The following is a 17,719-nucleotide window of genomic DNA, read 5'->3' as shown; positions in this document are numbered from 1 at the left end:
CTCTCTGCGCTGGACGCCAACCTGCGCGAGGATATGCGGGTCGAGTTGAAGAACATCCAGAAACGTCTGGGCGTCACCTCGATTTTCGTGACCCATGATCAGTCAGAGGCGCTGGCCATGTCGGACCAGATCATCGTCATGTCCGAAGGCCGCATCGGACAGGTCGGCCCGCCCGAGGAGGTCTACAACACCCCCGCCACCGAATTCGCGGCCCGCTTTCTGGGCGCGGCCAATATCCTTGCGGCGCGGGTCACCGACCGTCAGGGCGACGCGGTGGCGCTGGACGTGCCCGGATTTGCCCATGCCGTGATCCCGCGCACCCGCGCGCCCAAAGCTGGGCGATGCCTCTGCCGCCAAGCTGGTGATCCGGGCCAAGAAGCTGAAATTGATGCCCGCAGGCAGCACCGACGACACCGCCATAATGATCCCGGCACAGGTCGAGGGCGTGGATTATCAGGGGCAGGCCGCCTGCTATTTCCAGCGGGTGATGCCCAAGATCCCCGCGCCGCGCGCCTATCTGGACGGGCTGGATCCCGCCGATCCCGCGACTGGCGCACATTACGCCGCGATGCTGGGGGCCGAAATCATCGCCCAAGGCCCGGACACCGTGCTGGCCTTTATCCAAGAACCCATCGGCGGTGCCTCGACCGGGCCGCTGGTGCCACCTCAGGGCGACATGCAGGCGGTGCGCGATATCAGCACCCGCTATGGCGTCCTCATGATCCATGACGAGGTAATGTGCGGCGGTGGGCGCACAGGTGTGTTTCTTGGCGCGGATCACTGGGGCGTGGCCCCTGATATCATAGCGCTGTCCAAGGGCTTTGGCGCGGGCTATGCGCCGCTGGGGGCGATGATCGCCCATGACCGGATCGTGAATCCGGTTCTGGATCAGGGCGGATTCGCCCATGGTTTCACCTATGCGGGTAATCCCTTGCCACGCCCGCCGAGGCGTGCGCGACGCTGGGACTGAAAGGCCCGCAACATGTTGCGGTCTGATCCGCGAATTTTCATGGCCAACGGCGCCATGTTGCCCAACCCCAAACAGCCCAAGCGGATCGCGGTGTTGCATGCCGCCGCACGTGACGCGGGGTGCAGCTTTGCCGCGCCATCCGATCACGGGATGGGACCACTGGCCGCAATCCATTCGCCGGAATACCTGCATTTCCTGCAAACGATCCATCCCCGTTGGTCGCAGATCGAAGGGGCGAGCGATGAGGTAATCCCGAATGTCCACCCCGACCGGCGCGGCGCGTCCTATCCGCGCTCGGCGGTGGGGCAGGTACGTGCAAGGCAGCCTATTGGTCGGCGCAGACCGCACTTGGTGGCGCGGATGCCGTGCGCCTGTGTCGGGGGTGCCCTTTGGGATGCGGTCCCAGACGATGACCTTGCCGTGCGATAGGGTGGTGACGGCGTTGCAACCCCACGCGATCATGTCCCGTTCCGCAAGCCGAAGGCGCGGGCAGGGCGGGCATCGCACCTCAGGCATTGAGGTCGTCAGTGGTGGCCAGGAAGCGCCTGCTTCCAAACGGATACCGCCCGCTGCATTGCGCACATTCCTGACACCCTAAACCGCTGGGGTTAAATCAGGATTACAGACACCAAGACCCTGTGAGAATGTAGAACAACTAAAAGATAAGCCTCTGATGGGTTTTTCTACACGCAAGAGGCGGGGATCAGACGGCTTTCTGCCGCGCCCGCCAAAGTGTGAACAATCCCGCCCCCACGACAATCGCGGCCCCCAGCGCCACATTGGGCCGGAGGGTTTCGCCCATGACGAAAATGCCGATGGCGCTGGCAAAGACCAGTTGCAGATAGGCAAAGGGTTGCACGGCACTGGCCTCGGCCATCTCGTAGGTTTTGATCAGCAGCCAATGCCCGCCAGCCCCCGTGACGCAAAGTATCGCCATCCACGCCCAGTCGGTGCCGGTCATCGGTTCCCACGAAAAGGCCCCGATGACGGTCAACAGAATCGCACCGGTGGTGCCGGTCCAGAAAAACGATGTCGCGGTGCTGTCCTTGCGCGCGGCGAAACGGGTCAGCAGCCCGTAAAGCGCGAACATGAAGGCCGCCAGCAGCGGGATCGCGGCGGCCGGCGCAAAGACGGCGAAGCCCGGTTGCAGGATCACCAGCACCCCGACAAAGCCGATCCCGATAGCGACCCAGCGCCGCCAGCCCACGTTTTCACCCAGCACAGGCCCGGAAAGCGCCGCGATCAGCAAAGGATAGCAGGCAAAAACGGCATGGCTTTCCACCAGCCCAAGCAGAACAAAACCCGACACCATCACGCAGATTTCCAGCGATAAAAGCGCGCCGCGCGTGATTTGCAGCAAGGGTTGTTTCGTTGCAGCGGCAGCGCGAACCGACCCTGATTGCCGGGTCGCGATGGTGATCACGAAGGCGGCAAAGAACCAATAGCGGATCATCACGATCATCAGCACGTTGTATTCGCCCGCCAAATGCCGCGAAATGCCGTCCTGGATTGCAAAGATAAAGGTGGTGGCAATCATCAGCAGGATACCTGCCCGGGTATTATTCTGCATCGAGTATCCTTGCGCGGGTCATGTGCCGTTTGCGCCCGTATCCCGGCGCGCGTGTGACGTCAAAGCCTGCATCGGCCAGCGACCGCCGGATATGCCCAGCCGCGCTATAGGTTGCAGCCGTACCGCCCGGTTTGGTGTGCTGGCCCACAGCGCGCAACAGGGCGGGTTCCCACAGTTCGGGGTTCTTGGCGGGCGAAAACCCGTCAAGGAACCATGCGTCGGCCATGTCGTGCCATGCAGGCAGGGTTTGACGCGCATCGCCGGTGATCACATGCAACGTCGGGCCGCCGGTCAGCGCCACAGGCCCTGCACCGGCTTGCCAGTCGGCCAACAAGGTTTGGGCATATCGCGCAAGTTCGGGGAAATGGGCAAGTGCGGCAACCATATCCGCAGGTGCCATGGGGAACGCCTCAAAACTGGTGAAATGCAGCGTGCCGGGGCGGCCTGCGCGATCCCACGCTGCCCATGTCACAAGCAGATTCAAGCCCGTTCCGAACCCCAGTTCGCCAATGTGGAAATCGCCGCCGAACCGCGCAGGCAGCGCGTTACCATCCAGAAACACATGCCGCGTTTCCGCCAGTCCGTTATCAAGCGAATAATACGGATCGTCAAAATCACATGCAATTGGCACGCCGTCGCGCCAGTCGATGTTTGCTGTCTGGTCTGCCATGCGCCTGTGCCTTAGGTATTGCCGCATCTTTGGGCGGAAGGGCGCGAAATGGCAACGGTTGATGTGACGGTGATGGGCGCGGGGGTGTTTGGCCTGTCGGTGGCCTATGCTTGCGCACGGCGTGGTGCGTGGGTGCGCGTGATTGATCCGGGCGGTGTGGCGGCCGGTGCCTCGGGTGGGGTCGTGGGCGCGCTGGCCCCGCATGTGCCGGAAAACTGGAACCCCAAGAAGGCGTTTCAATTCGACAGCCTGATCATGGCTGAAGAATACTGGGCGGGGGTGGCCGACCTGACGGGCGCGGATACCGGCTATGCCCGGACGGGGCGATTGCAGCCTTTGGCGGATGATCGTGCTGTGGCACTGGCGCGTGCGCGCGCCGTGTCGGCGGCGGATTTGTGGCAAGGCAAGGCGCTGTGGGATGTGGTGTCGGCAGGCGATGCCGTCTGGATGCCGCCGTCGTCCACCGGATTGGTTGTGCGCGATACGCTGTCGGCCTTGATCCACCCGCGCCGCGCGACGCGGGCGCTGGCCGATGCGGTGGTAGCCTTGGGCGGGGAGGTGCTGACCGAAGGTGCCGTCCAAGGGCGCGTTGTCTGGGCAACGGGCTGGCAAGGGCTGGCCGAAGTGGGCGGCAATGGGGTCAAGGGGCAGGCGGCGCTGTTGCGCCATGACGCGGCGGGACAGCCGCAACTGTTTGCCGATGCCTTGCATATCATTCCGCATGGGGATGGCACGGTGGCGGTCGGGTCGACGTCGGAACGGGAATTTGATGACCCCTTTAGCACCGATGCCGCGCTGGATGATGTGTTGGCGCGTGCAATTGCGGCCTTTCCGGTGCTGGCAGGTGCGCCGGTGATCGACCGTTGGGCCGGGGTGCGCCCGCGCAGCCGCAGCCGTGCGCCGGTGCTGGGGTATCATCCGGCACGGGCGGGGGAATTCATTGCCAATGGCGGTTTCAAGATCGGGTTCGGCATGGCCCCCAAGGTGGGCGCGGTCATGGCTGATCTGGTGTTGGACGGGCGCGACACGGTGCCCGAAGGTTTTGCGCCTTAATCCTTGTTGATCTTGCGCAACTGTTCCTTTGATTTGCGATAAAGCTGCCTGTTCAATCGTACGAATTCACCGATCAGTTGGGTCAGGCCAAATCTGTGACCCTTAAGGTAATAATAGCCCGACAGTGACCCGATTGTCGCACCAACGGCATTGACCATGATGTCTTCCATCGTGTCGTCAAGGCCGGTTTTCTGCATGTTCATGCCGAAAAACGTGTCCATTAGGTATTCAAATACCTCCCACAGGCTGCCCACCGTGATGGCCACGCAAAACGCAATCAACGATAGTGCGGCAGGCGGCGCGGCGTAGCGGTCACCTTCGAACAGCATAAAGGCGAACAGGAAACCGATCATCCCGAAACCAATGGCCGAGACACCGTGCAGCACCTTGTCCCACCACCAGAACCGGTTGTAAAAATCAAAAGCTTCACCCAGAAAAAGCGAGCTGAAGACAAACAGTGTGATGGCCGCCACAAACGGCACGGGCAGGACGATTTCCAGCTTTGATGCCAGCAGGGCCGGGGCCATGGCCAGCGCAAGGGTTGCCACGGCGACGAACCCCAGTTCCAGTCGCCCGGAAAAGACCGCCGTGATCGCTGTAATTAGCAGCATACCCCACAAAAAGGCGATGACCGGGCCTTGACCAAACAGTTTTTGTTGCAGCCATGTCTTTCTATTTGCCATTCCCGTCCCCATCTTATGACCTATGCTTATACACGATAAAGGCCTGCGGGTCGCCAGTTACAATATCCGCAAGGCCGTGGGGCTGGATCGCAGGCGCGATCCGATGCGGATTTTGAAGGTTCTGAATGGGCTGGATGCCGATGTCATCGCCCTGCAAGAGGCTGATTTGCGGATGGGCGCGCGCCCTTCAGCGTTGTGCCGTAACCTGATTGACGCAGAGACTGATTTTACAGTCGTGCCTATCGCCCGCAACGATGTCAGCCTTGGCTGGCACGGTAATGCCGTGCTGATCCGTAAGGGGATGACCCATGGCGCGATTAGTCATATCGACCTGCCGGGGTTGGAACCGCGCGGCGCTGTGCGGGTGGACTTGCCTGCCTTTAGCCTTGTCGCCACCCACCTTGGCCTGATGCGCCGCCATCGGGCAAGGCAGTTGCGCACCATTGCCCGCGCCTTGGACGGGGCACCGCGCGCCATTGTGCTTGGTGATTTCAACGAATGGTCCCCGCATAAGGGGCTGGAACAGTTGAGCGATTTCGCCGTGCATGCGCCGGGGCACAGTTTTCATGCCGCTCGCCCGGTTGCGGCACTTGACCGGATCGCGGTTTCGGGCGGGATCGACCTGCGTGATGCAGGCGTTGTGCAGACGGGGCTGGCGCGCCATGCCTCGGATCATTTGCCGATCTGGGCGGATGTCGCCTAACGCGCCTCGGCCATCATGCACTGCCGCCCGTCAGGGCCGCGGACCCATGCCTGCCCGCCGTTCCAGCACAGCGTTGCGGTTTCATGGTGCATCAACGGTGCGGTGGCGCGATAGCTGAACGCGGTCAGGTTGCCTAATTGGCCTTCGGCTAACCCCATCAGTAGATGCGCCAACAACGGCCCATGCACGACCAGCCCGTCGTAACCTTCGGTTTGGCGGGCATATGTTTCATCATAGTGTATCCGGTGTCCGTTGAAGGTCAGCGCGGAATAGCGAAACAGCAAGGTGCTGTCGAAGTTCGCGGTTTGCGCATGGGTTTCGTCGGTGCGCGCGGTGGGTGGGGGGCCGCACGGGGCATCGTCGGCCCGGTAAACCAGTTCCTGCCATTCTGTCAGCGCCAGTGTGCCGTGTTGTTTGATATCGTGCCGGATCGTCACGAAACCCAAAGGGCCTGACCGGCCTTGTTTGCGGGTCACACTGTCGATTGTGCTGGTGCGTTCCGCCTGCATGCCGGCCAAAAGGGGGCCGTGAAAAACCAGTTTTCCCGCGGCCCACATCCGGCGGGGCAGGCCAAGGTCGGGGATGAAGGGGCCGGTCGCAGGGTGACCATCGCGCCCCAGATTTTCAGGCGGCTGCGGATCCCAGAAATAGATTTGGTGATAGAATGGCGGCATCGGATCACCGGTTTGCAGGGTGGGCGTCTGCCCCAGCGTTGCCTGCAACGCGTGGGCGCGCGACAGATCAAAGGGGTCGGTGCGGGTCTGGGAAAGGGTGGTTTTATCATGCATGATGAAAACCTAGAGCCAATTTCAGGGGGGCGCAAATGCCACAGATACGGGCGTTGGATCATCTGGTGCTGACAGTCACCGATATCGACCGGACGGTGGCGTTCTATTGTGATGTGCTGGGGATGGTGGCGGAGCAATTCCAGCCTGTTGATGGATCACCCCGCTGGGCGCTGAAGTTTGGGGCGCAAAAAATCAACCTGCATCCTGCCGCTGCGCCTTTTGATCCCAAGGCACGGGTGCCGCAGCCGGGCTCGGCGGACCTGTGTTTTCTGTCAGACACCCCGTTGGCGGATTGGCAGGCGCATTTTGACGCTTACGGTGTGTCACCAGAACAAGGCCCCGTCGCCCGCACCGGGGCAACAGGGCCGATTGTGTCGCTTTATATCCGCGACCCGGATGGCAATCTGCTTGAGGTATCAAACCACAAGGTGGATTGAAATTTGCCCTACCTGATTGCGGCGCGCAATTTGTCCATCATGTCGGAAACGCATTTGATATAGGTGTCGCCCGTCAGCTTGCCGTTTTCGTCAAACTCCTTTGACGCACCGCCCACCAGCACCTCTGGCCCCTGCAAGATATGCGGGCGAAAGGCCATCATCGCCAGACGCAGCGAAAACTGCGACCGTGCGCCGCCGACGCGGCCTGCGGCGGCGATCTGGTCAAACAGTTTCTGCACCGCAGGCGGGATGCCGTCGGCGTCCTGCAAATCTTCGTTGAAAAGCGGAAAGATGATGTCAGCTTCGATAAATTCATCGGCGCTAAAAATTTCGGCGGCATTGCGCAGCAGCATGGTGTGGTGGATGCCCGCCGCAGCGAACCGGAGATCCCAAGAAGTGTTGTCACAAGGGTGTCCTTTCTTCGTTTGCACATCAGCTAACCCGATTGCCGGATTGAACAACCCGGCAGCATCGGACATGATCTGCCACAAGATCGCAGGGAGATGAAAATGATCAGGCATGGCGGCAAGATACTGAGCGATCAGTTGGTAAAACTCGGGGTGCGCCGGGTGTTTTCGGTGCCGGGCGAAAGCTTTCTCGCGGCGCTTGACGGGCTGTATGACAGCGGCATCCAGAACGTCGTTTGCCGTCAGGAAGGCGGCGCTGCCATGATGGCCGAAGCTTATGGCAAGATGACAGGCCAGCCCGGTGTGTGTTTTGTCACCCGTGGCCCCGGTGCCACAAATGCCAGTGCGGGCGTGCATGTCGCCCGGCAGGACAGCACGCCGCTGGTGTTGTTCGTCGGTCAGATCGACAACCGCCAGACGGACCGCGAAACCTTTCAAGAGGTGGATTACCGCGCCATGTTTGGCGGTCTGGCGAAATGGGTCGCACAAGTAGACCACACCGAACGGTTGCCCGAATACATTGCGCGCGCGTTTCGTGTGGCCATGTCGGGTCGTCCGGGGCCCGTGGTGCTCGCATTGCCCGAAAATATGCTAAGCGCCAGCGCCGATGTAGCTGATCTGCGCCAGCCCGCAGACATAGCACAGCCCATCCCGGTGGATTCGGCACAGGCCATCATGCATGCGCTGGCGCAGGCCGAACGCCCTTTGGTCGTGGCCGGTGGCCCGCATTGGGACCGGCAGGCGCAGGCTGATTTGCAGGCCTTTGCCGCACAGCAGAACCTGCCTGTCGCGCTGGGCTTTCGGCGGCAGGATTACATGGACAATCACCACGCCTGTTATGCCGGCGACCTGAACGTCGGGATCAACCCGCGCCTTGCGGCACGTGTGCGCGATGCCGATCTGCTTTTGCTACTGGGTACCCGTTTTGGTGATATCGAAACCCAGGGCTATACGCTGGTTGATCCCGCTGACCCGCAAAAGGTAATTCTGCATATCCATGCTGACGCGGATGAACTAGGCCGCGTTTATACCCCTGATCTGGGCGTCACCACCACTGCGCCCGCGATGCTGCGGCAGTTGGTGCAGATGGCACCGGCAGGCAATTGGGCCGATTGGACCGCTGCCGCCCGCGCCGATTATCAGGCGTGGATCACACCACAGCAAAGCCCCGGTGAACTGAAGCAGGAACAGGTCATCCAATGGCTGTCAGACAACCTGCCTGGCGATGCGATCGTGACCAATGGGGCAGGGAACTATGCCGCATGGCTGCATCGTTATTTCGTTTACAAACAATATGGCACACAACTGGCCCCCACATCTGGGTCGATGGGATACGGGTTTCCTGCGGCTGTGTCTGCGTCCATCGAAAATCCCGATCGCACGGTGGTCTGTCTGGCGGGTGATGGCTGTTTCCAGATGACTTGCAACGAACTGTCCACCGCGGCCCAGCATGGCGCAAAGCCGATTGTCGTGGTGATGAACAATGGCCGTTACGGCACGATTCGCATGCATCAGGAAAAACACTATCCGGGGCGCGTGTCCGGCACCGCATTGGCAAACCCTGATTTTGCGGCCTTGGCGCGCGCCTATGGCGGACACGGTGAACGGGTGGGGCAATCGGCAGATTTCCCTGCCGCCTTTGCCCGTGCGCAAGCCGCAGGGACGCTGGCGATCATCGAATGTCAGGTCGATGAAGAGGCGTTGACGACAGGCGCCACCCTAAGTGCGGTGCGCGCGGCAGCGCAGGGCTAAACCAGTTCAACTGACAACAATATTAAAACGTAGTTCTTTTTTTGTGCAACAGAGCCGGCTTCAGACAAGGTTATGTTGATTCAGTTGAACAGTATCGGTTTCCAATCGCATGACAGTTATGAATGCCACTCGGTTGCAATGCCGTCAAAAAATTTAACGAACTGAATATAGTATCTTCGACATCTAAACCCTGTCCCAGCGCGTCTGCGTGTTTTCCTGCCATTCGGCCCGGTGCAGCAGGGGGGTGTCATCGGTAAATGCTGCCTTGCCAAGGCAAAGATAGCCGGTCAGCCGCCAATGATCGGGCGTGTCCAGCGTTTGCGCCACGGCGTCGGGGTCAAGGATCGACACCCAGCCAAGCCCAAGGTTTTCGGCCCGTGCGACCAGCCACAGCGTGTGGATCGCGCAAACGGTGGAATAGGTCAGCATTTCAGGCATGGTCTGGCGACCCAACCCGTGCCCTTCGGCGGGGTCTTGGGCGGTGAAAACGGCCAGATGGATAGGCGCATCCTGCAACCCCGCCAGTTTCAGCGCATTGTAATCTGCGCGCTTGTCCGCGTCATAAATCGCACCGGCCTTGGTATTTGCAGCCGCGAAATTGGCGATGATTTCCGCGCGCAGGGCAGGGCTGTCAACCTGCAAGACGCGCCATGGCCGGGCGTTGCCAACCGACGGGGCCATGTCCATCGCGGCGCGCAGGCGCACCAGCACGTCATCGGGGACGGGATCGGGCAGGAAATGCCGCACGTCGCGCCGCCAGTGCAGCACGTCACGCAGCGCGTCACGGTGGGCCTGTGTCAGATCCATTCAGGTGCGTTTCCATTTTCCGGCTTGCGATGGCAAAAACGCCTCGACCGCCGCTGTTGCCACGACCGCCGTATCGCCGGTTTCGGGGTTGGGGATGTTCATTCCGCCCTTGACCGCCATGACACTGGCGCGCCCTCGCGGCAGACCGGTTGTCAGGGCGGCGGTGTCGATCCTGTCAGGTTCTTGCACAGCTACTGTGACCTGCACGCGCATCTGGTCATGCGACAGATCGGTGGATTCGAATATCGGCAGGGTGGAATGGCGGATCGCATCCTCGATCGCGCGGCGCGCGGCCTTTTGGTAATCCATCCCGTGCAGGTCGTTGCCCATGCCCATTTCAATGATGATGCGCTGTTCGGTCATGCCGGCTCCATCTCGAAAGAGACGTTGATCGCCACATTGGCGATAACCGTCGGTTTGCCCTGCGCGCGCGGGATATCAAGCCCGCCTTGGGTCACCGTGATGGTGATCTGGCCATAGGGAAAAATGTCGTGCAGGCTGTCGGCATCGACGCGGTCGGGGTGCTGCACGCCGATCTGCACGTCGATCAGCATTGCCTCTTTCGGGAAACCGTAAAGTTCGGCCATGTTGATCGAATTGTGCCACAGCGCGTCTTGCAAGGCGCGGCGGGCGGCTTGGGTGTAATCTTGCCGGCGCAGGCTGGTGCCAAGGCCAAATTCGGTCAGGACGCGGTGGATGGGCATGGGTGATCCTTTGCAGTGGGTCGCTTGCCCACCCTAGCGCAGGCTTATTCGGAGAGCGAGAACTGTCGCGTCCGTTTATTCCATTGCAAGCCGGTATTGCGCGCCAGACGCGTGCAGCTGTCATCCAGCCCCATGCGATTAGACCAGCGCGCCATCGACCGCACCGGAATGGCGTGGATGTCACCAAAGCCATCAACCAGCACGCATTCTTCTGGCCCCGGGCCGGTGCCGTTGTCGCGATGCCCGAACACGAAATTGTTGGGGTTCATATCGCTGGCGCGGATGTTGTTGGCATAAATCCTTTCCACGGTATCATTCAGCATGTCGATATGCGCCTGTGTCAGGCGGCCCGCTTTGACAATCGCCCCCAGCGTTTCACCCAAACTGCCATCGGCCTTCAGCACGCTTTCGGTCAGGCACCCAAGACCCAGATTGGTCGGGACAAATCCGAACATATGCGACATGGGCATGCGAAAGTCCGGTTCGGGGTGGGCCAGCATCACGCGCAGATATTCGGTATATTCCTTGCGGATCTGGCGCAGGCGCGTGCTTGGGAACAGCCTATCCACCACGCCATTGAAATTGTTGCGTGCCGGCATCTGTGCCGCGGGGCGCAACACCTTGATCAGTTTGGTCGGGTCAAGCGGATGCATATAGACGGCCCGCTGCACGCCGGTTGCCACCAAGTCCGATGCAAGAAGTGTCAAATTCTTCGACATCAGTGCGCAATAACATGACTGAACTGTTTAGTGCAACGTCTGCAAAAGTAATATGACGGTCCTGTGATGGCCCGCTTTGCCTAGTATTCCACCCCGATCTGCGCCTTGATCCCTGACCGGAACGGATGTTTGACCAGTTCCATTTCCGTGACAAGATCAGCGATTTCGATCAGGTCGTCGTGGGCGTTGCGGCCTGTCAGCACCACATGGGTCATAGGAGGCTTTTGCGTCGCCAGAAATTCAACGACCTCGGCGATATCGACGTAATCATAGCGGATCGCGATGTTGATTTCATCCAGCAGGACCATCGTGTTGGTTTCGTCCAGGATCAACTCTTTGGCCTTGGCCCAGGCGGCCTGTGCCATTTCTGTGTCACGGGATTTGTCCTGCGTTTCCCATGTGAACCCTTCGCCCATGGTGTGAAAGGCGCAGATATCGCTGAATTTCGACAGGATCAGGTCGCGTTCACCTGTGGACATCCCGCCTTTGATAAACTGGACGACGGCGCATTTCATGTCATGCGCGATGCAGCGGAATATCATACCAAAGGCGGCGGATGATTTGCCCTTGCCCTTGCCAGTGTGGACGATGATCAGGCCCTTCTGGTCGGTTTTGGTCGCCATGATCTTGTCGCGGGCGGCCTTTTTCTTGGCCATTTTCATCGCGTGGCGGTCGGTGTCTGCGCTGGGGTCGGTCATCTTTGGCTCCTTTGGTCGGCATCAGGGTGCGGTGTTTGGGCTGGCTAGTAAAGCCCAATCAGCCATGGCGCTAGCACAGGGGCAAGCAAGGCGGTCAGCAGGGCGTTCAGCCCCATGCCGATCCCGGAAAAGGCGCCAGCGGTTTCATGCACTTGAAAGGCACGGGCGGTGCCGATCCCGTGGCTTGCCACCCCCACAGCAAACCCACGCGCACGCCAGTCGCGGATGCGCAGCAGGTTCAGCAGGGGCGTTGCAATGATCGCCCCGGTGATCCCCGTGGTAATGACCAGAACCGCCGTCAGCGAGGGAGAACCACCAATCGCATCCGACACGCCCAAGGCGACGGGCGCTGTGGCTGATTTTGGCACCAGTGCCAGCAGGGTGTCGGGGCTGGCACCCAAGGCGCGGGCAATCCAGACGCCGCTGATCATTGCCGTCAGTGATCCGGCGAAAAGTGCGCAGACCATCGGCACGGCGGCGGCCCGGATATTGCCAAGGTTGGCATAAAGCGGCACCGCCAGTGCCACGGTCGCAGGGCCAAGCATGAAATGCACGAACTGCGCGCCTTCGAAATAGGTGGCATAGTTTGTGTCTGTCAGTCGCAACAACACCGCCAGCAGCGCCACCGCGATCAGCACCGGGTTGATAAGGGGCTTGCGCCCGCTGGCCTTGAACGCTGCATCCCCCACCCCATAGGCGGCAAGTGTCAGCGTCAGCCACAAAAGCGGGTCGCGGGCGAGATAGGTCCAGATTTCGGTAAATTCTGTCATTTCGATTTTCCCAGCATACGCGCCACCCCGGCAAAGGTCAGCACGCCTGCGCTGATGGCCAGCGCCGTTGACCCGATGACCGCCGTGGCCAAGGCCAGACCGTCACTGCCGAACCTGTCCAGATGCCCCACAACCCCGACGCCCGCAGGCACAAACAGCAGTGACAGATGCGCCAGCAGCACCCGCGATGTGGGCGTGATCGCAGCTGCCAGCCGGGGAAAGATCATCAGTGTGAAAAATAACAGCGTCATCCCGATCACCGGACCCGGCAGGGGTAGTTCCAACAGGCGGGAAATGACTTCGCCGGTCAGTTGAAAAGCCAAAAGAATGGTCAGGTGCAGGATCATGGGTGGCAGCCCCGAGTTGCCCAACGCCACATCCATGCATGTCCAACGGCTTGTTTCAGTGCCAGATATGCGGATGCGTCGCCTGGTAAAATTAAAGATTTTTTAACCATGCGGCGGGATCGTGGCGCCAGCAAGGGGAATGATCATGCGCATTTACAGTTTGCTTGTATTGGGGGCAATGGCGGCCTGCAACACGCCGCCTGTTGGCTTTGCGGGGGTTGAACCGGTGCGCGTCACTGTCGGTCAGAGCGTGTTTGACGTGCGCGTGAAAAATACGCGCGCCCATGCGCTGCGAGTGAACAGCGAATTCGCGCTAAATTTTGGCGCGGTCGCGCCCCGCGCGCTGATCGCGATCAAACAGGTCAGCGGTTGCCAGATCGTTGATGGCAGTCTGATGGGCGACGCGGTGTTTATAACGGCTGACCTGTTGTGCTGAAGGTTGGCCCTGATTGCCCCTGGGTCAATAGCCCGGCGATGCGCGCGCGGGCGGAATTGGATTTGGGGTGCCATAGGTTGCGGTCGATCGCCTCTTGCAAGCGCTGGGCGATTTCGCGCAGGGCAGGGGCGTTGGCGTCGGCGATAAATTCACGGGTGGCATCGTCTTTGATAAAAGCCTCTTCCACCAGATCGAAATGGTGGTTGCGCACCGCACCTGTGGTTGCCGCAAAAGCAAAGAGGTAATCGACCGTCGCCGCGATTTCAAAGGCGCCCTTGTAGCCGTGGCGTTTTACCCCGTCGATCCATTTGGGGTTCACAACGCGGCTGCGCACCACCCGCCCGATTTCATCGTCCAACGTGCGGATTAGGGGCCGTTCGGGGCGCGAATGGTCGTTGTGATAGATGGGCCGGTCGCGGCCTTGCAGGGTGCTGATGGCAGCTGCGGCACCGCCTTCGAACTGGTAGTAATCGTCGCTGTCCAGAATGTCGTGTTCGCGGTTGTCCTGATTTTGGACGATGGCTTCGGTCTGGGACAGACGCTGTTCCATCGCGGCGCGCGCCTTGCGCCCCTCGGCCCCGGACCCATAGGCGTAGCTGCCCCATTCCAGATAGGCCTCGGCAAAGTCGGATTTGTCGGTCCAGATCCGTTCGTCGATCAGCGCCTGAAGCCCTGCGCCATAGGCCCCGGGTTTCGATCCGAAAACGCGCGACTGATCCTCGCCCGCCCGTGTCCGGGCGGCAGCCGGGTTCAGGTCGGCGGGTTCGTCAAGCGCCTGCACCGCGCGGGCGGCGCTGTCGACCAGCGCGATCAGTTGAGGAAAAGCATCGCGGAAAAAACCCGAAATGCGCAGGGTAACGTCGACGCGGGGGCGGCCAAGCACGGTTTGCGGCAACACATCGAACCCTGTCACCCGCCGGTTGGCGCCGTCCCATTTGGGTTTGACGCCCATCAGGGCCAGCGCCTGTGCGATGTCATCGCCGCCCGTTCGCATGTTGGCGGTGCCCCATGCAGTGATCAGCATGGTGCGGGGCCAGTCACCGTGGTCTTGCAGGTGTTTTTCGATCAGCAGGTTGGCTGATTTCCAGCCCAAGGCCCAGGCGGTGGGTGTGGGGACGGCGCGGCTGTCCACACTGTAGAAATTGCGCCCCGTGGGCAGCACATCCAGCCGCCCGCGTGTGGGTGCGCCAGACGGGCCTGGTGCGACAAAGCGGCCTGCAAGTGCGGTGAGAAGGGCCGTTCACTCTGCTGTGCCACAGGCGCGGATAGCGGGCAGGATCCTGTTTTGGATTTCATCCAGCACGGGCTGTGACGCGCGTGGGGTGCACCCCACGACGCCCCACCCCCCGTCCCGCAACAGGGTTTGGCACAGGTTTTCAAGCCGTTCGACCGTATCGCCGTTGGTGCGCCATATGGTGCCATCGGCCAGATGTTCCGGCTTTTCCGGCGCAGGGTCGGCCATGTTGCAATCCAGTGGGTCGATGCTGATGCCAAGGTCTTTTGCCACCGCGCGCAACAGCGATGCGTTATTACCCTTGCCATCGCCGCGCGGGATACGGGCCAGCGCGATGGCCAGATCGCGTTCCTGCTGGCCCACAGGGGACTGCCCGAAGATATGCAGCCCGTCGCGGATCTGCGCCTCTTTCAATTCGCACAGGTAGGCGTCGAGTTTGCCGAGGTCAGTGTCATTGTCGCCGGTGAAACCTGCGTCTTTTGCCAAGCCAGTCACGTCGGACAGGGACAGGATTTCGTGCCGCAGATGGGTGATGCGGCGGGGGTCCACGCCTGCGGCTTCGTAGTATTCGTCAACCAGCGCCTCTAGATCGCGCAGGGGGCCATAGCTTTCGGCGCGGGTCAGGGGCGGGGTCAGGTGGTCGATGATGACGGCCGATGTGCGCCGTTTGGCTTGCGTGCCCTCGCCGGGGTCATTGACGATGAAAGGATAGATGTGGGGTGTGGGACCGAACACGGCTTCGGGCCAGCAGGTTTCGGACAGGGCCACGGCCTTGCCCGGCAGCCATTCAAGGTTGCCGTGTTTGCCCATATGCACGATCGCATCTGCGCCCCAGTGATGCCGCAGCCAGAAATAGAAGGCGAGGTAGTTATGCGGCGGCACGAGGTCAGGCGAGTGGTAGGTTTCTGACGGGTCGATATTATAGCCGCGCGCGGGTTGCAGCGCGACGATGGCGTTGCCAAAGCGGTGAATGGACAGGGCGAAACCTGTGGCTGGCCGACCCTCCGGGGGGAGTTTTCTGGCCAAGATGAAGGGATCATTCGCAGGCTGGCCCCAGCGCGTGGTGATCTGTTGTTTGATGTCCCATGGCAGGGCGTCGAAATGTTGTTGGTAGATGTCCAGTGGCAGAAACTCACCGCCATCCTTGTCGGCGCGGTCGGTGAGCCAGTTGGTGGGGCCGTCCATGATCTGCTGCATCAGCGTGGCACTGTCGGTGGGGGGGGTGACAGTGTAGCCTTGGGTTTTCAGCAAGTTGAGCGTGTGGATGGTGGCGGCGGGCGTATCAAGGCCCACGCCATTGGCAAGGCGGCCGTCCTTGTTGGGGTAGTTGGCAAGGATCAGCGCGACTTTCTTGTCTTGTGGCGGGGTGTGGCGCAGTTGCGTCCAATTTCCGGCCAGTTGGCAGACAAAATCAATCCGGTCGCCCAGTGCCTGATAGGTTGCGATGGGGCATTCGGTTGCGTCATCGAAAAACGCCTCGCCCTTGAAGCTGACAGCGCGGGACAGGATGCGGCCGTCCACCTCGGGCAGGGCGACGTTCATGGCGATGTCACGGGCGGTCAGGCCTTGCTGGCCGTTTGCCCATGACGCCTCGGACGCGCCGGACAGGATGACCTGAAAGATCGGGGCGTTGTTGGACAGCAGCGGGTTTTGCGGGCTGTCGTCACCATCATGGGGGCTGCCGACGGCGAAGGCGGTGCAGTTGAGGATCACGTCAGGGGGCGCTTGGGTGAAGATGTGGTCAAGGGTGGCCTTGCTGACGGGATCCTTGAGCGACGCCACGAAGATGGGCAGTGGGTTCAGCCCGGCCCGCGACAGGCTGCGGGTCAACCGATTGATCGGGTTCAGGCCGCCACCCTGAACCAGCGCCCGGTAAAAGATGATGGGCACGATAGGGGCGCCGTTGGTCCATGCGGCTTGGGCCGTGGCAAGGTCTGCGATGCCTGCGCCGGGCCAATAGATGCCGGCGCGCAGCAGCGGCGCGGGGGCTGCGGGTGTGTCACCGCCGTCCAGCATCGCGCGGGCGTAGGCCAGCAGGTTGGTACTGTTTTGTGGCCCGCCTTCGACCAGATAGGACCAGAGTGCATCGTAATCGGTGCCGCTGACGGTGGACAGGGCGCGCAATTCCGGGTCGGGCCTGTCGTCGCCAGGCAGGGCTGCGAAAGGGATGCCTGCATCGTGCAGGCGGGCGGCGTATTGGGTCAGCCCGTATTTCCAGTAGCCTGCCCCGCCAAGGATCCGCGCGATCACCAGCCGCGACTTGGTGGCGCAATCGTCCAGATGCAGATCAACCGACATCGGGTGTTGCAGGTGCATCATATTGGCCAGCCGCAGGGTGGGCGGGTCGGGCATTTCGGCGCGCGCCCCGGCCAGGGCGGCCAGTTCGGTGTCGGCGGCGGAAATGATGACGACATCGGCCGGTGTCTGGCCCAGATTGACAGGTTCGGTGCCGTCGGAAATTGCGCCGGGGGTTGCAGCAAGCAGGTGCATCAGCTTTGCCGCCGTGTTAAGGGCTGCGCGAACAAAAGGTCAAAGCCATGGATTACAAAGCTGCAGGAGCGCCGAAATTGGGCAAGAAAGCACCGAAACATAACGAACATAACGCACCCGGATCGGCGAAAAAGCCGTTCGGTCAGCGCGAGGATAAAGCCGCGCTGTTGGCGCGCATGAAAAAGGCAGCCGAGGCCAAGAAAGACGCGTGACGTCATAAGGGTTTTTCCATGAAGACAGATGTTTTGGCGGCGGGGTAGTCGCCAAACGGGCCGCAGGGGGTGAAACCGTGCCGTGCATAAAGCCGTTGGGCGGCATGCAGGGCATCACCGGTTTCCAGCCTGAGCAGGGGGAGCCCATCTGCGCGGGCCTGATCCTCGATCTGGCGCAGCAGCGCATCGGCGATGCCTTGGCCGCGCGCGGTTTCGCTGACGAACATGGATTTGATTTCGCCATAGCCGTCTTTGACCGCCAGTGCGCC

At 61.3% G+C, this 17,719-nt stretch carries 22 protein-coding genes and 1 pseudogene; 8 read left to right on the top strand and 15 right to left on the bottom strand.

Annotated elements, in window-relative coordinates:
- Window positions 1-102 precede the first annotated feature (102 nt).
- On the bottom strand, window positions 103-420 hold the full coding sequence (locus IBX59_RS13335; protein ID WP_296376365.1) for a hypothetical protein: 318 nt from the start codon (window positions 418-420) through the stop codon (window positions 103-105).
- Window position 421: 1 nt separating this feature from the next.
- On the opposite strand from IBX59_RS13335, the gene IBX59_RS13330 reads away from it, so the two are divergent.
- Window positions 422-970, top strand: coding sequence for an aminotransferase class III-fold pyridoxal phosphate-dependent enzyme (locus IBX59_RS13330; protein ID WP_367119388.1), 549 nt, complete (start codon window positions 422-424; stop codon window positions 968-970).
- A 12-nt stretch (window positions 971-982) separates the two neighbouring features.
- Window positions 983-1,399: a hypothetical protein gene (locus IBX59_RS13325; RefSeq protein ID WP_367119387.1), complete on the top strand. Its 417-nt coding sequence runs from the start codon at window positions 983-985 to the stop codon at window positions 1,397-1,399.
- A gap of 274 nt (window positions 1,400-1,673) precedes the next feature.
- On the opposite strand, the gene IBX59_RS13320 is transcribed toward IBX59_RS13325, so the two are convergent.
- Both IBX59_RS13320 and mnmD read right to left on the bottom strand, forming a co-directional pair.
- Window positions 1,674-2,540 carry a DMT family transporter gene (locus IBX59_RS13320; RefSeq protein WP_296376363.1) on the bottom strand — a complete coding sequence of 289 codons (867 nt, stop codon included), beginning with the start codon at window positions 2,538-2,540 and terminating at the stop codon, window positions 1,674-1,676.
- Window positions 2,530-3,210: a tRNA (5-methylaminomethyl-2-thiouridine)(34)-methyltransferase MnmD gene (gene mnmD, locus IBX59_RS13315; protein ID WP_296376361.1), complete on the bottom strand. Its 681-nt coding sequence runs from the start codon at window positions 3,208-3,210 to the stop codon at window positions 2,530-2,532. The genes IBX59_RS13320 and mnmD overlap by 11 nt, the downstream gene beginning before the upstream one ends.
- A gap of 48 nt (window positions 3,211-3,258) precedes the next feature.
- Between mnmD and IBX59_RS13310 the strand changes: the two genes are divergently transcribed.
- Window positions 3,259-4,263 (top strand): FAD-binding oxidoreductase, encoded by a 1,005-nt coding sequence (locus IBX59_RS13310; RefSeq protein WP_296376360.1) that lies wholly within the window; start codon window positions 3,259-3,261, stop codon window positions 4,261-4,263.
- Here IBX59_RS13310 and IBX59_RS13305 read toward each other — a convergent pair.
- Window positions 4,260-4,946: a hypothetical protein gene (locus IBX59_RS13305; protein ID WP_296376358.1), complete on the bottom strand. Its 687-nt coding sequence runs from the start codon at window positions 4,944-4,946 to the stop codon at window positions 4,260-4,262. The genes IBX59_RS13310 and IBX59_RS13305 overlap by 4 nt on opposite strands.
- A 22-nt stretch (window positions 4,947-4,968) precedes the next feature.
- Here IBX59_RS13305 and IBX59_RS13300 point away from each other — a divergent pair, with 22 nt between their 5' ends.
- Window positions 4,969-5,649, top strand: coding sequence for an endonuclease/exonuclease/phosphatase family protein (locus tag IBX59_RS13300; protein WP_296376357.1), 681 nt, complete (start codon window positions 4,969-4,971; stop codon window positions 5,647-5,649).
- Here IBX59_RS13300 and IBX59_RS13295 read toward each other — a convergent pair.
- Complete coding sequence (locus IBX59_RS13295; RefSeq protein WP_296376354.1) at window positions 5,646-6,437, bottom strand: MaoC family dehydratase N-terminal domain-containing protein; 792 nt, start codon at window positions 6,435-6,437, stop codon at window positions 5,646-5,648. The genes IBX59_RS13300 and IBX59_RS13295 overlap by 4 nt on opposite strands.
- A 35-nt stretch (window positions 6,438-6,472) precedes the next feature.
- Between IBX59_RS13295 and IBX59_RS13290 the strand changes: the two genes are divergently transcribed.
- On the top strand, window positions 6,473-6,874 hold the full coding sequence (locus IBX59_RS13290; protein WP_296376352.1) for a VOC family protein: 402 nt from the start codon (window positions 6,473-6,475) through the stop codon (window positions 6,872-6,874).
- Between the two features lie 8 nt (window positions 6,875-6,882).
- On the opposite strand, the gene IBX59_RS13285 is transcribed toward IBX59_RS13290, so the two are convergent.
- A complete protein-coding gene (locus tag IBX59_RS13285) occupies window positions 6,883-7,353 on the bottom strand; it encodes an NADPH-dependent FMN reductase (RefSeq protein WP_367119386.1) in 471 nt (156 codons plus the stop codon).
- A 30-nt stretch (window positions 7,354-7,383) separates the two neighbouring features.
- On the opposite strand from IBX59_RS13285, the gene IBX59_RS13280 reads away from it, so the two are divergent.
- Complete coding sequence (locus tag IBX59_RS13280) at window positions 7,384-9,033, top strand: thiamine pyrophosphate-binding protein (RefSeq protein WP_296376370.1); 1,650 nt, start codon at window positions 7,384-7,386, stop codon at window positions 9,031-9,033.
- A gap of 183 nt (window positions 9,034-9,216) precedes the next feature.
- Here IBX59_RS13280 and bluB read toward each other — a convergent pair whose 3' ends face one another.
- From bluB to IBX59_RS13245, 7 genes are all read right to left on the bottom strand, one after another.
- A complete protein-coding gene (gene bluB, locus IBX59_RS13275) occupies window positions 9,217-9,840 on the bottom strand; it encodes a 5,6-dimethylbenzimidazole synthase (protein WP_296376350.1) in 624 nt (207 codons plus the stop codon).
- Window positions 9,841-10,203, bottom strand: coding sequence for a Lin0512 family protein (locus tag IBX59_RS13270; RefSeq protein WP_296376347.1), 363 nt, complete (start codon window positions 10,201-10,203; stop codon window positions 9,841-9,843). It lies immediately after the preceding gene.
- Window positions 10,200-10,544, bottom strand: coding sequence for a Lin0512 family protein (locus IBX59_RS13265; RefSeq protein WP_296376345.1), 345 nt, complete (start codon window positions 10,542-10,544; stop codon window positions 10,200-10,202). The genes IBX59_RS13270 and IBX59_RS13265 overlap by 4 nt, the downstream gene beginning before the upstream one ends.
- A gap of 44 nt (window positions 10,545-10,588) precedes the next feature.
- Window positions 10,589-11,263 (bottom strand): YrbL family protein, encoded by a 675-nt coding sequence (locus IBX59_RS13260; RefSeq protein WP_296376343.1) that lies wholly within the window; start codon window positions 11,261-11,263, stop codon window positions 10,589-10,591.
- 80 nt (window positions 11,264-11,343) lie between these two features.
- Window positions 11,344-11,961, bottom strand: coding sequence for a cob(I)yrinic acid a,c-diamide adenosyltransferase (cobO, locus tag IBX59_RS13255; protein WP_296376341.1), 618 nt, complete (start codon window positions 11,959-11,961; stop codon window positions 11,344-11,346).
- A 44-nt stretch (window positions 11,962-12,005) separates the two neighbouring features.
- Window positions 12,006-12,731, bottom strand: a complete 726-nt coding sequence (locus tag IBX59_RS13250; protein WP_296376340.1) for an LrgB family protein — start codon at window positions 12,729-12,731, stop codon at window positions 12,006-12,008.
- The gene (locus IBX59_RS13245) at window positions 12,728-13,114 is read right to left on the bottom strand and encodes a CidA/LrgA family protein (RefSeq protein WP_367119385.1); all 387 of its coding nucleotides are present in this window, start codon (window positions 13,112-13,114) and stop codon (window positions 12,728-12,730) included. Before IBX59_RS13245 ends, IBX59_RS13250 begins: the two co-directional genes overlap by 4 nt.
- A gap of 109 nt (window positions 13,115-13,223) precedes the next feature.
- Between IBX59_RS13245 and IBX59_RS13240 the strand changes: the two genes are divergently transcribed.
- Window positions 13,224-13,514 carry a hypothetical protein gene (locus tag IBX59_RS13240; RefSeq protein WP_296376338.1) on the top strand — a complete coding sequence of 97 codons (291 nt, stop codon included), beginning with the start codon at window positions 13,224-13,226 and terminating at the stop codon, window positions 13,512-13,514.
- On the opposite strand, the pseudogene cobN reads toward IBX59_RS13240, so the two are convergent.
- A pseudogene (gene cobN / locus IBX59_RS13235) lies at window positions 13,489-17,238 on the bottom strand (cobaltochelatase subunit CobN). The gene IBX59_RS13240 and the pseudogene cobN sit on opposite strands and share 26 nt — an antisense overlap.
- Window positions 17,239-17,285: 47 nt before the next feature.
- On the opposite strand from cobN, the gene IBX59_RS13230 reads away from it, so the two are divergent.
- Window positions 17,286-17,450 (top strand): hypothetical protein, encoded by a 165-nt coding sequence (locus IBX59_RS13230; protein WP_296376336.1) that lies wholly within the window; start codon window positions 17,286-17,288, stop codon window positions 17,448-17,450.
- A 2-nt stretch (window positions 17,451-17,452) separates the two neighbouring features.
- Here the strand turns inward: IBX59_RS13230 and IBX59_RS13225 are convergent.
- Window positions 17,453-17,719: GNAT family N-acetyltransferase (locus tag IBX59_RS13225; RefSeq protein ID WP_296376334.1), on the bottom strand; the 267-nt coding region annotated here is incomplete at its 5' end.

This window comes from Yoonia sp. (genome assembly GCF_014859355.1).
Classification (GTDB): domain Bacteria; phylum Pseudomonadota; class Alphaproteobacteria; order Rhodobacterales; family Rhodobacteraceae; genus Yoonia.
This window is presented reverse-complemented; position numbering and strand designations above follow the sequence as displayed.

What these genes read in the sequence shown, in the direction of transcription:
- IBX59_RS13335 (WP_296376365.1), bottom strand. Translation starts at nt 420, where the DNA reads ATGGCGGTGTCGTCGGTGCTGCCTGCGGGCATCAATTTCAGCTTCTTG.
- IBX59_RS13330 (WP_367119388.1), top strand. Translation starts at nt 422, where the DNA reads ATGATCCCGGCACAGGTCGAGGGCGTGGATTATCAGGGGCAGGCCGCC.
- IBX59_RS13325 (WP_367119387.1), top strand. Translation starts at nt 983, where the DNA reads ATGTTGCGGTCTGATCCGCGAATTTTCATGGCCAACGGCGCCATGTTG.
- IBX59_RS13320 (WP_296376363.1), bottom strand. Translation starts at nt 2,540, where the DNA reads ATGCAGAATAATACCCGGGCAGGTATCCTGCTGATGATTGCCACCACC.
- mnmD (WP_296376361.1), bottom strand. Translation starts at nt 3,210, where the DNA reads ATGGCAGACCAGACAGCAAACATCGACTGGCGCGACGGCGTGCCAATT.
- IBX59_RS13310 (WP_296376360.1), top strand. Translation starts at nt 3,259, where the DNA reads ATGGCAACGGTTGATGTGACGGTGATGGGCGCGGGGGTGTTTGGCCTG.
- IBX59_RS13305 (WP_296376358.1), bottom strand. Translation starts at nt 4,946, where the DNA reads ATGGCAAATAGAAAGACATGGCTGCAACAAAAACTGTTTGGTCAAGGC.
- IBX59_RS13300 (WP_296376357.1), top strand. Translation starts at nt 4,969, where the DNA reads ATGCTTATACACGATAAAGGCCTGCGGGTCGCCAGTTACAATATCCGC.
- IBX59_RS13295 (WP_296376354.1), bottom strand. Translation starts at nt 6,437, where the DNA reads ATGCATGATAAAACCACCCTTTCCCAGACCCGCACCGACCCCTTTGAT.
- IBX59_RS13290 (WP_296376352.1), top strand. Translation starts at nt 6,473, where the DNA reads ATGCCACAGATACGGGCGTTGGATCATCTGGTGCTGACAGTCACCGAT.
- IBX59_RS13285 (WP_367119386.1), bottom strand. Translation starts at nt 7,353, where the DNA reads ATGTCCGATGCTGCCGGGTTGTTCAATCCGGCAATCGGGTTAGCTGAT.
- IBX59_RS13280 (WP_296376370.1), top strand. Translation starts at nt 7,384, where the DNA reads ATGATCAGGCATGGCGGCAAGATACTGAGCGATCAGTTGGTAAAACTC.
- bluB (WP_296376350.1), bottom strand. Translation starts at nt 9,840, where the DNA reads ATGGATCTGACACAGGCCCACCGTGACGCGCTGCGTGACGTGCTGCAC.
- IBX59_RS13270 (WP_296376347.1), bottom strand. Translation starts at nt 10,203, where the DNA reads ATGACCGAACAGCGCATCATCATTGAAATGGGCATGGGCAACGACCTG.
- IBX59_RS13265 (WP_296376345.1), bottom strand. Translation starts at nt 10,544, where the DNA reads ATGCCCATCCACCGCGTCCTGACCGAATTTGGCCTTGGCACCAGCCTG.
- IBX59_RS13260 (WP_296376343.1), bottom strand. Translation starts at nt 11,263, where the DNA reads ATGTCGAAGAATTTGACACTTCTTGCATCGGACTTGGTGGCAACCGGC.
- cobO (WP_296376341.1), bottom strand. Translation starts at nt 11,961, where the DNA reads ATGACCGACCCCAGCGCAGACACCGACCGCCACGCGATGAAAATGGCC.
- IBX59_RS13250 (WP_296376340.1), bottom strand. Translation starts at nt 12,731, where the DNA reads ATGACAGAATTTACCGAAATCTGGACCTATCTCGCCCGCGACCCGCTT.
- IBX59_RS13245 (WP_367119385.1), bottom strand. Translation starts at nt 13,114, where the DNA reads ATGGATGTGGCGTTGGGCAACTCGGGGCTGCCACCCATGATCCTGCAC.
- IBX59_RS13240 (WP_296376338.1), top strand. Translation starts at nt 13,224, where the DNA reads ATGCGCATTTACAGTTTGCTTGTATTGGGGGCAATGGCGGCCTGCAAC.
- IBX59_RS13230 (WP_296376336.1), top strand. Translation starts at nt 17,286, where the DNA reads ATGGATTACAAAGCTGCAGGAGCGCCGAAATTGGGCAAGAAAGCACCG.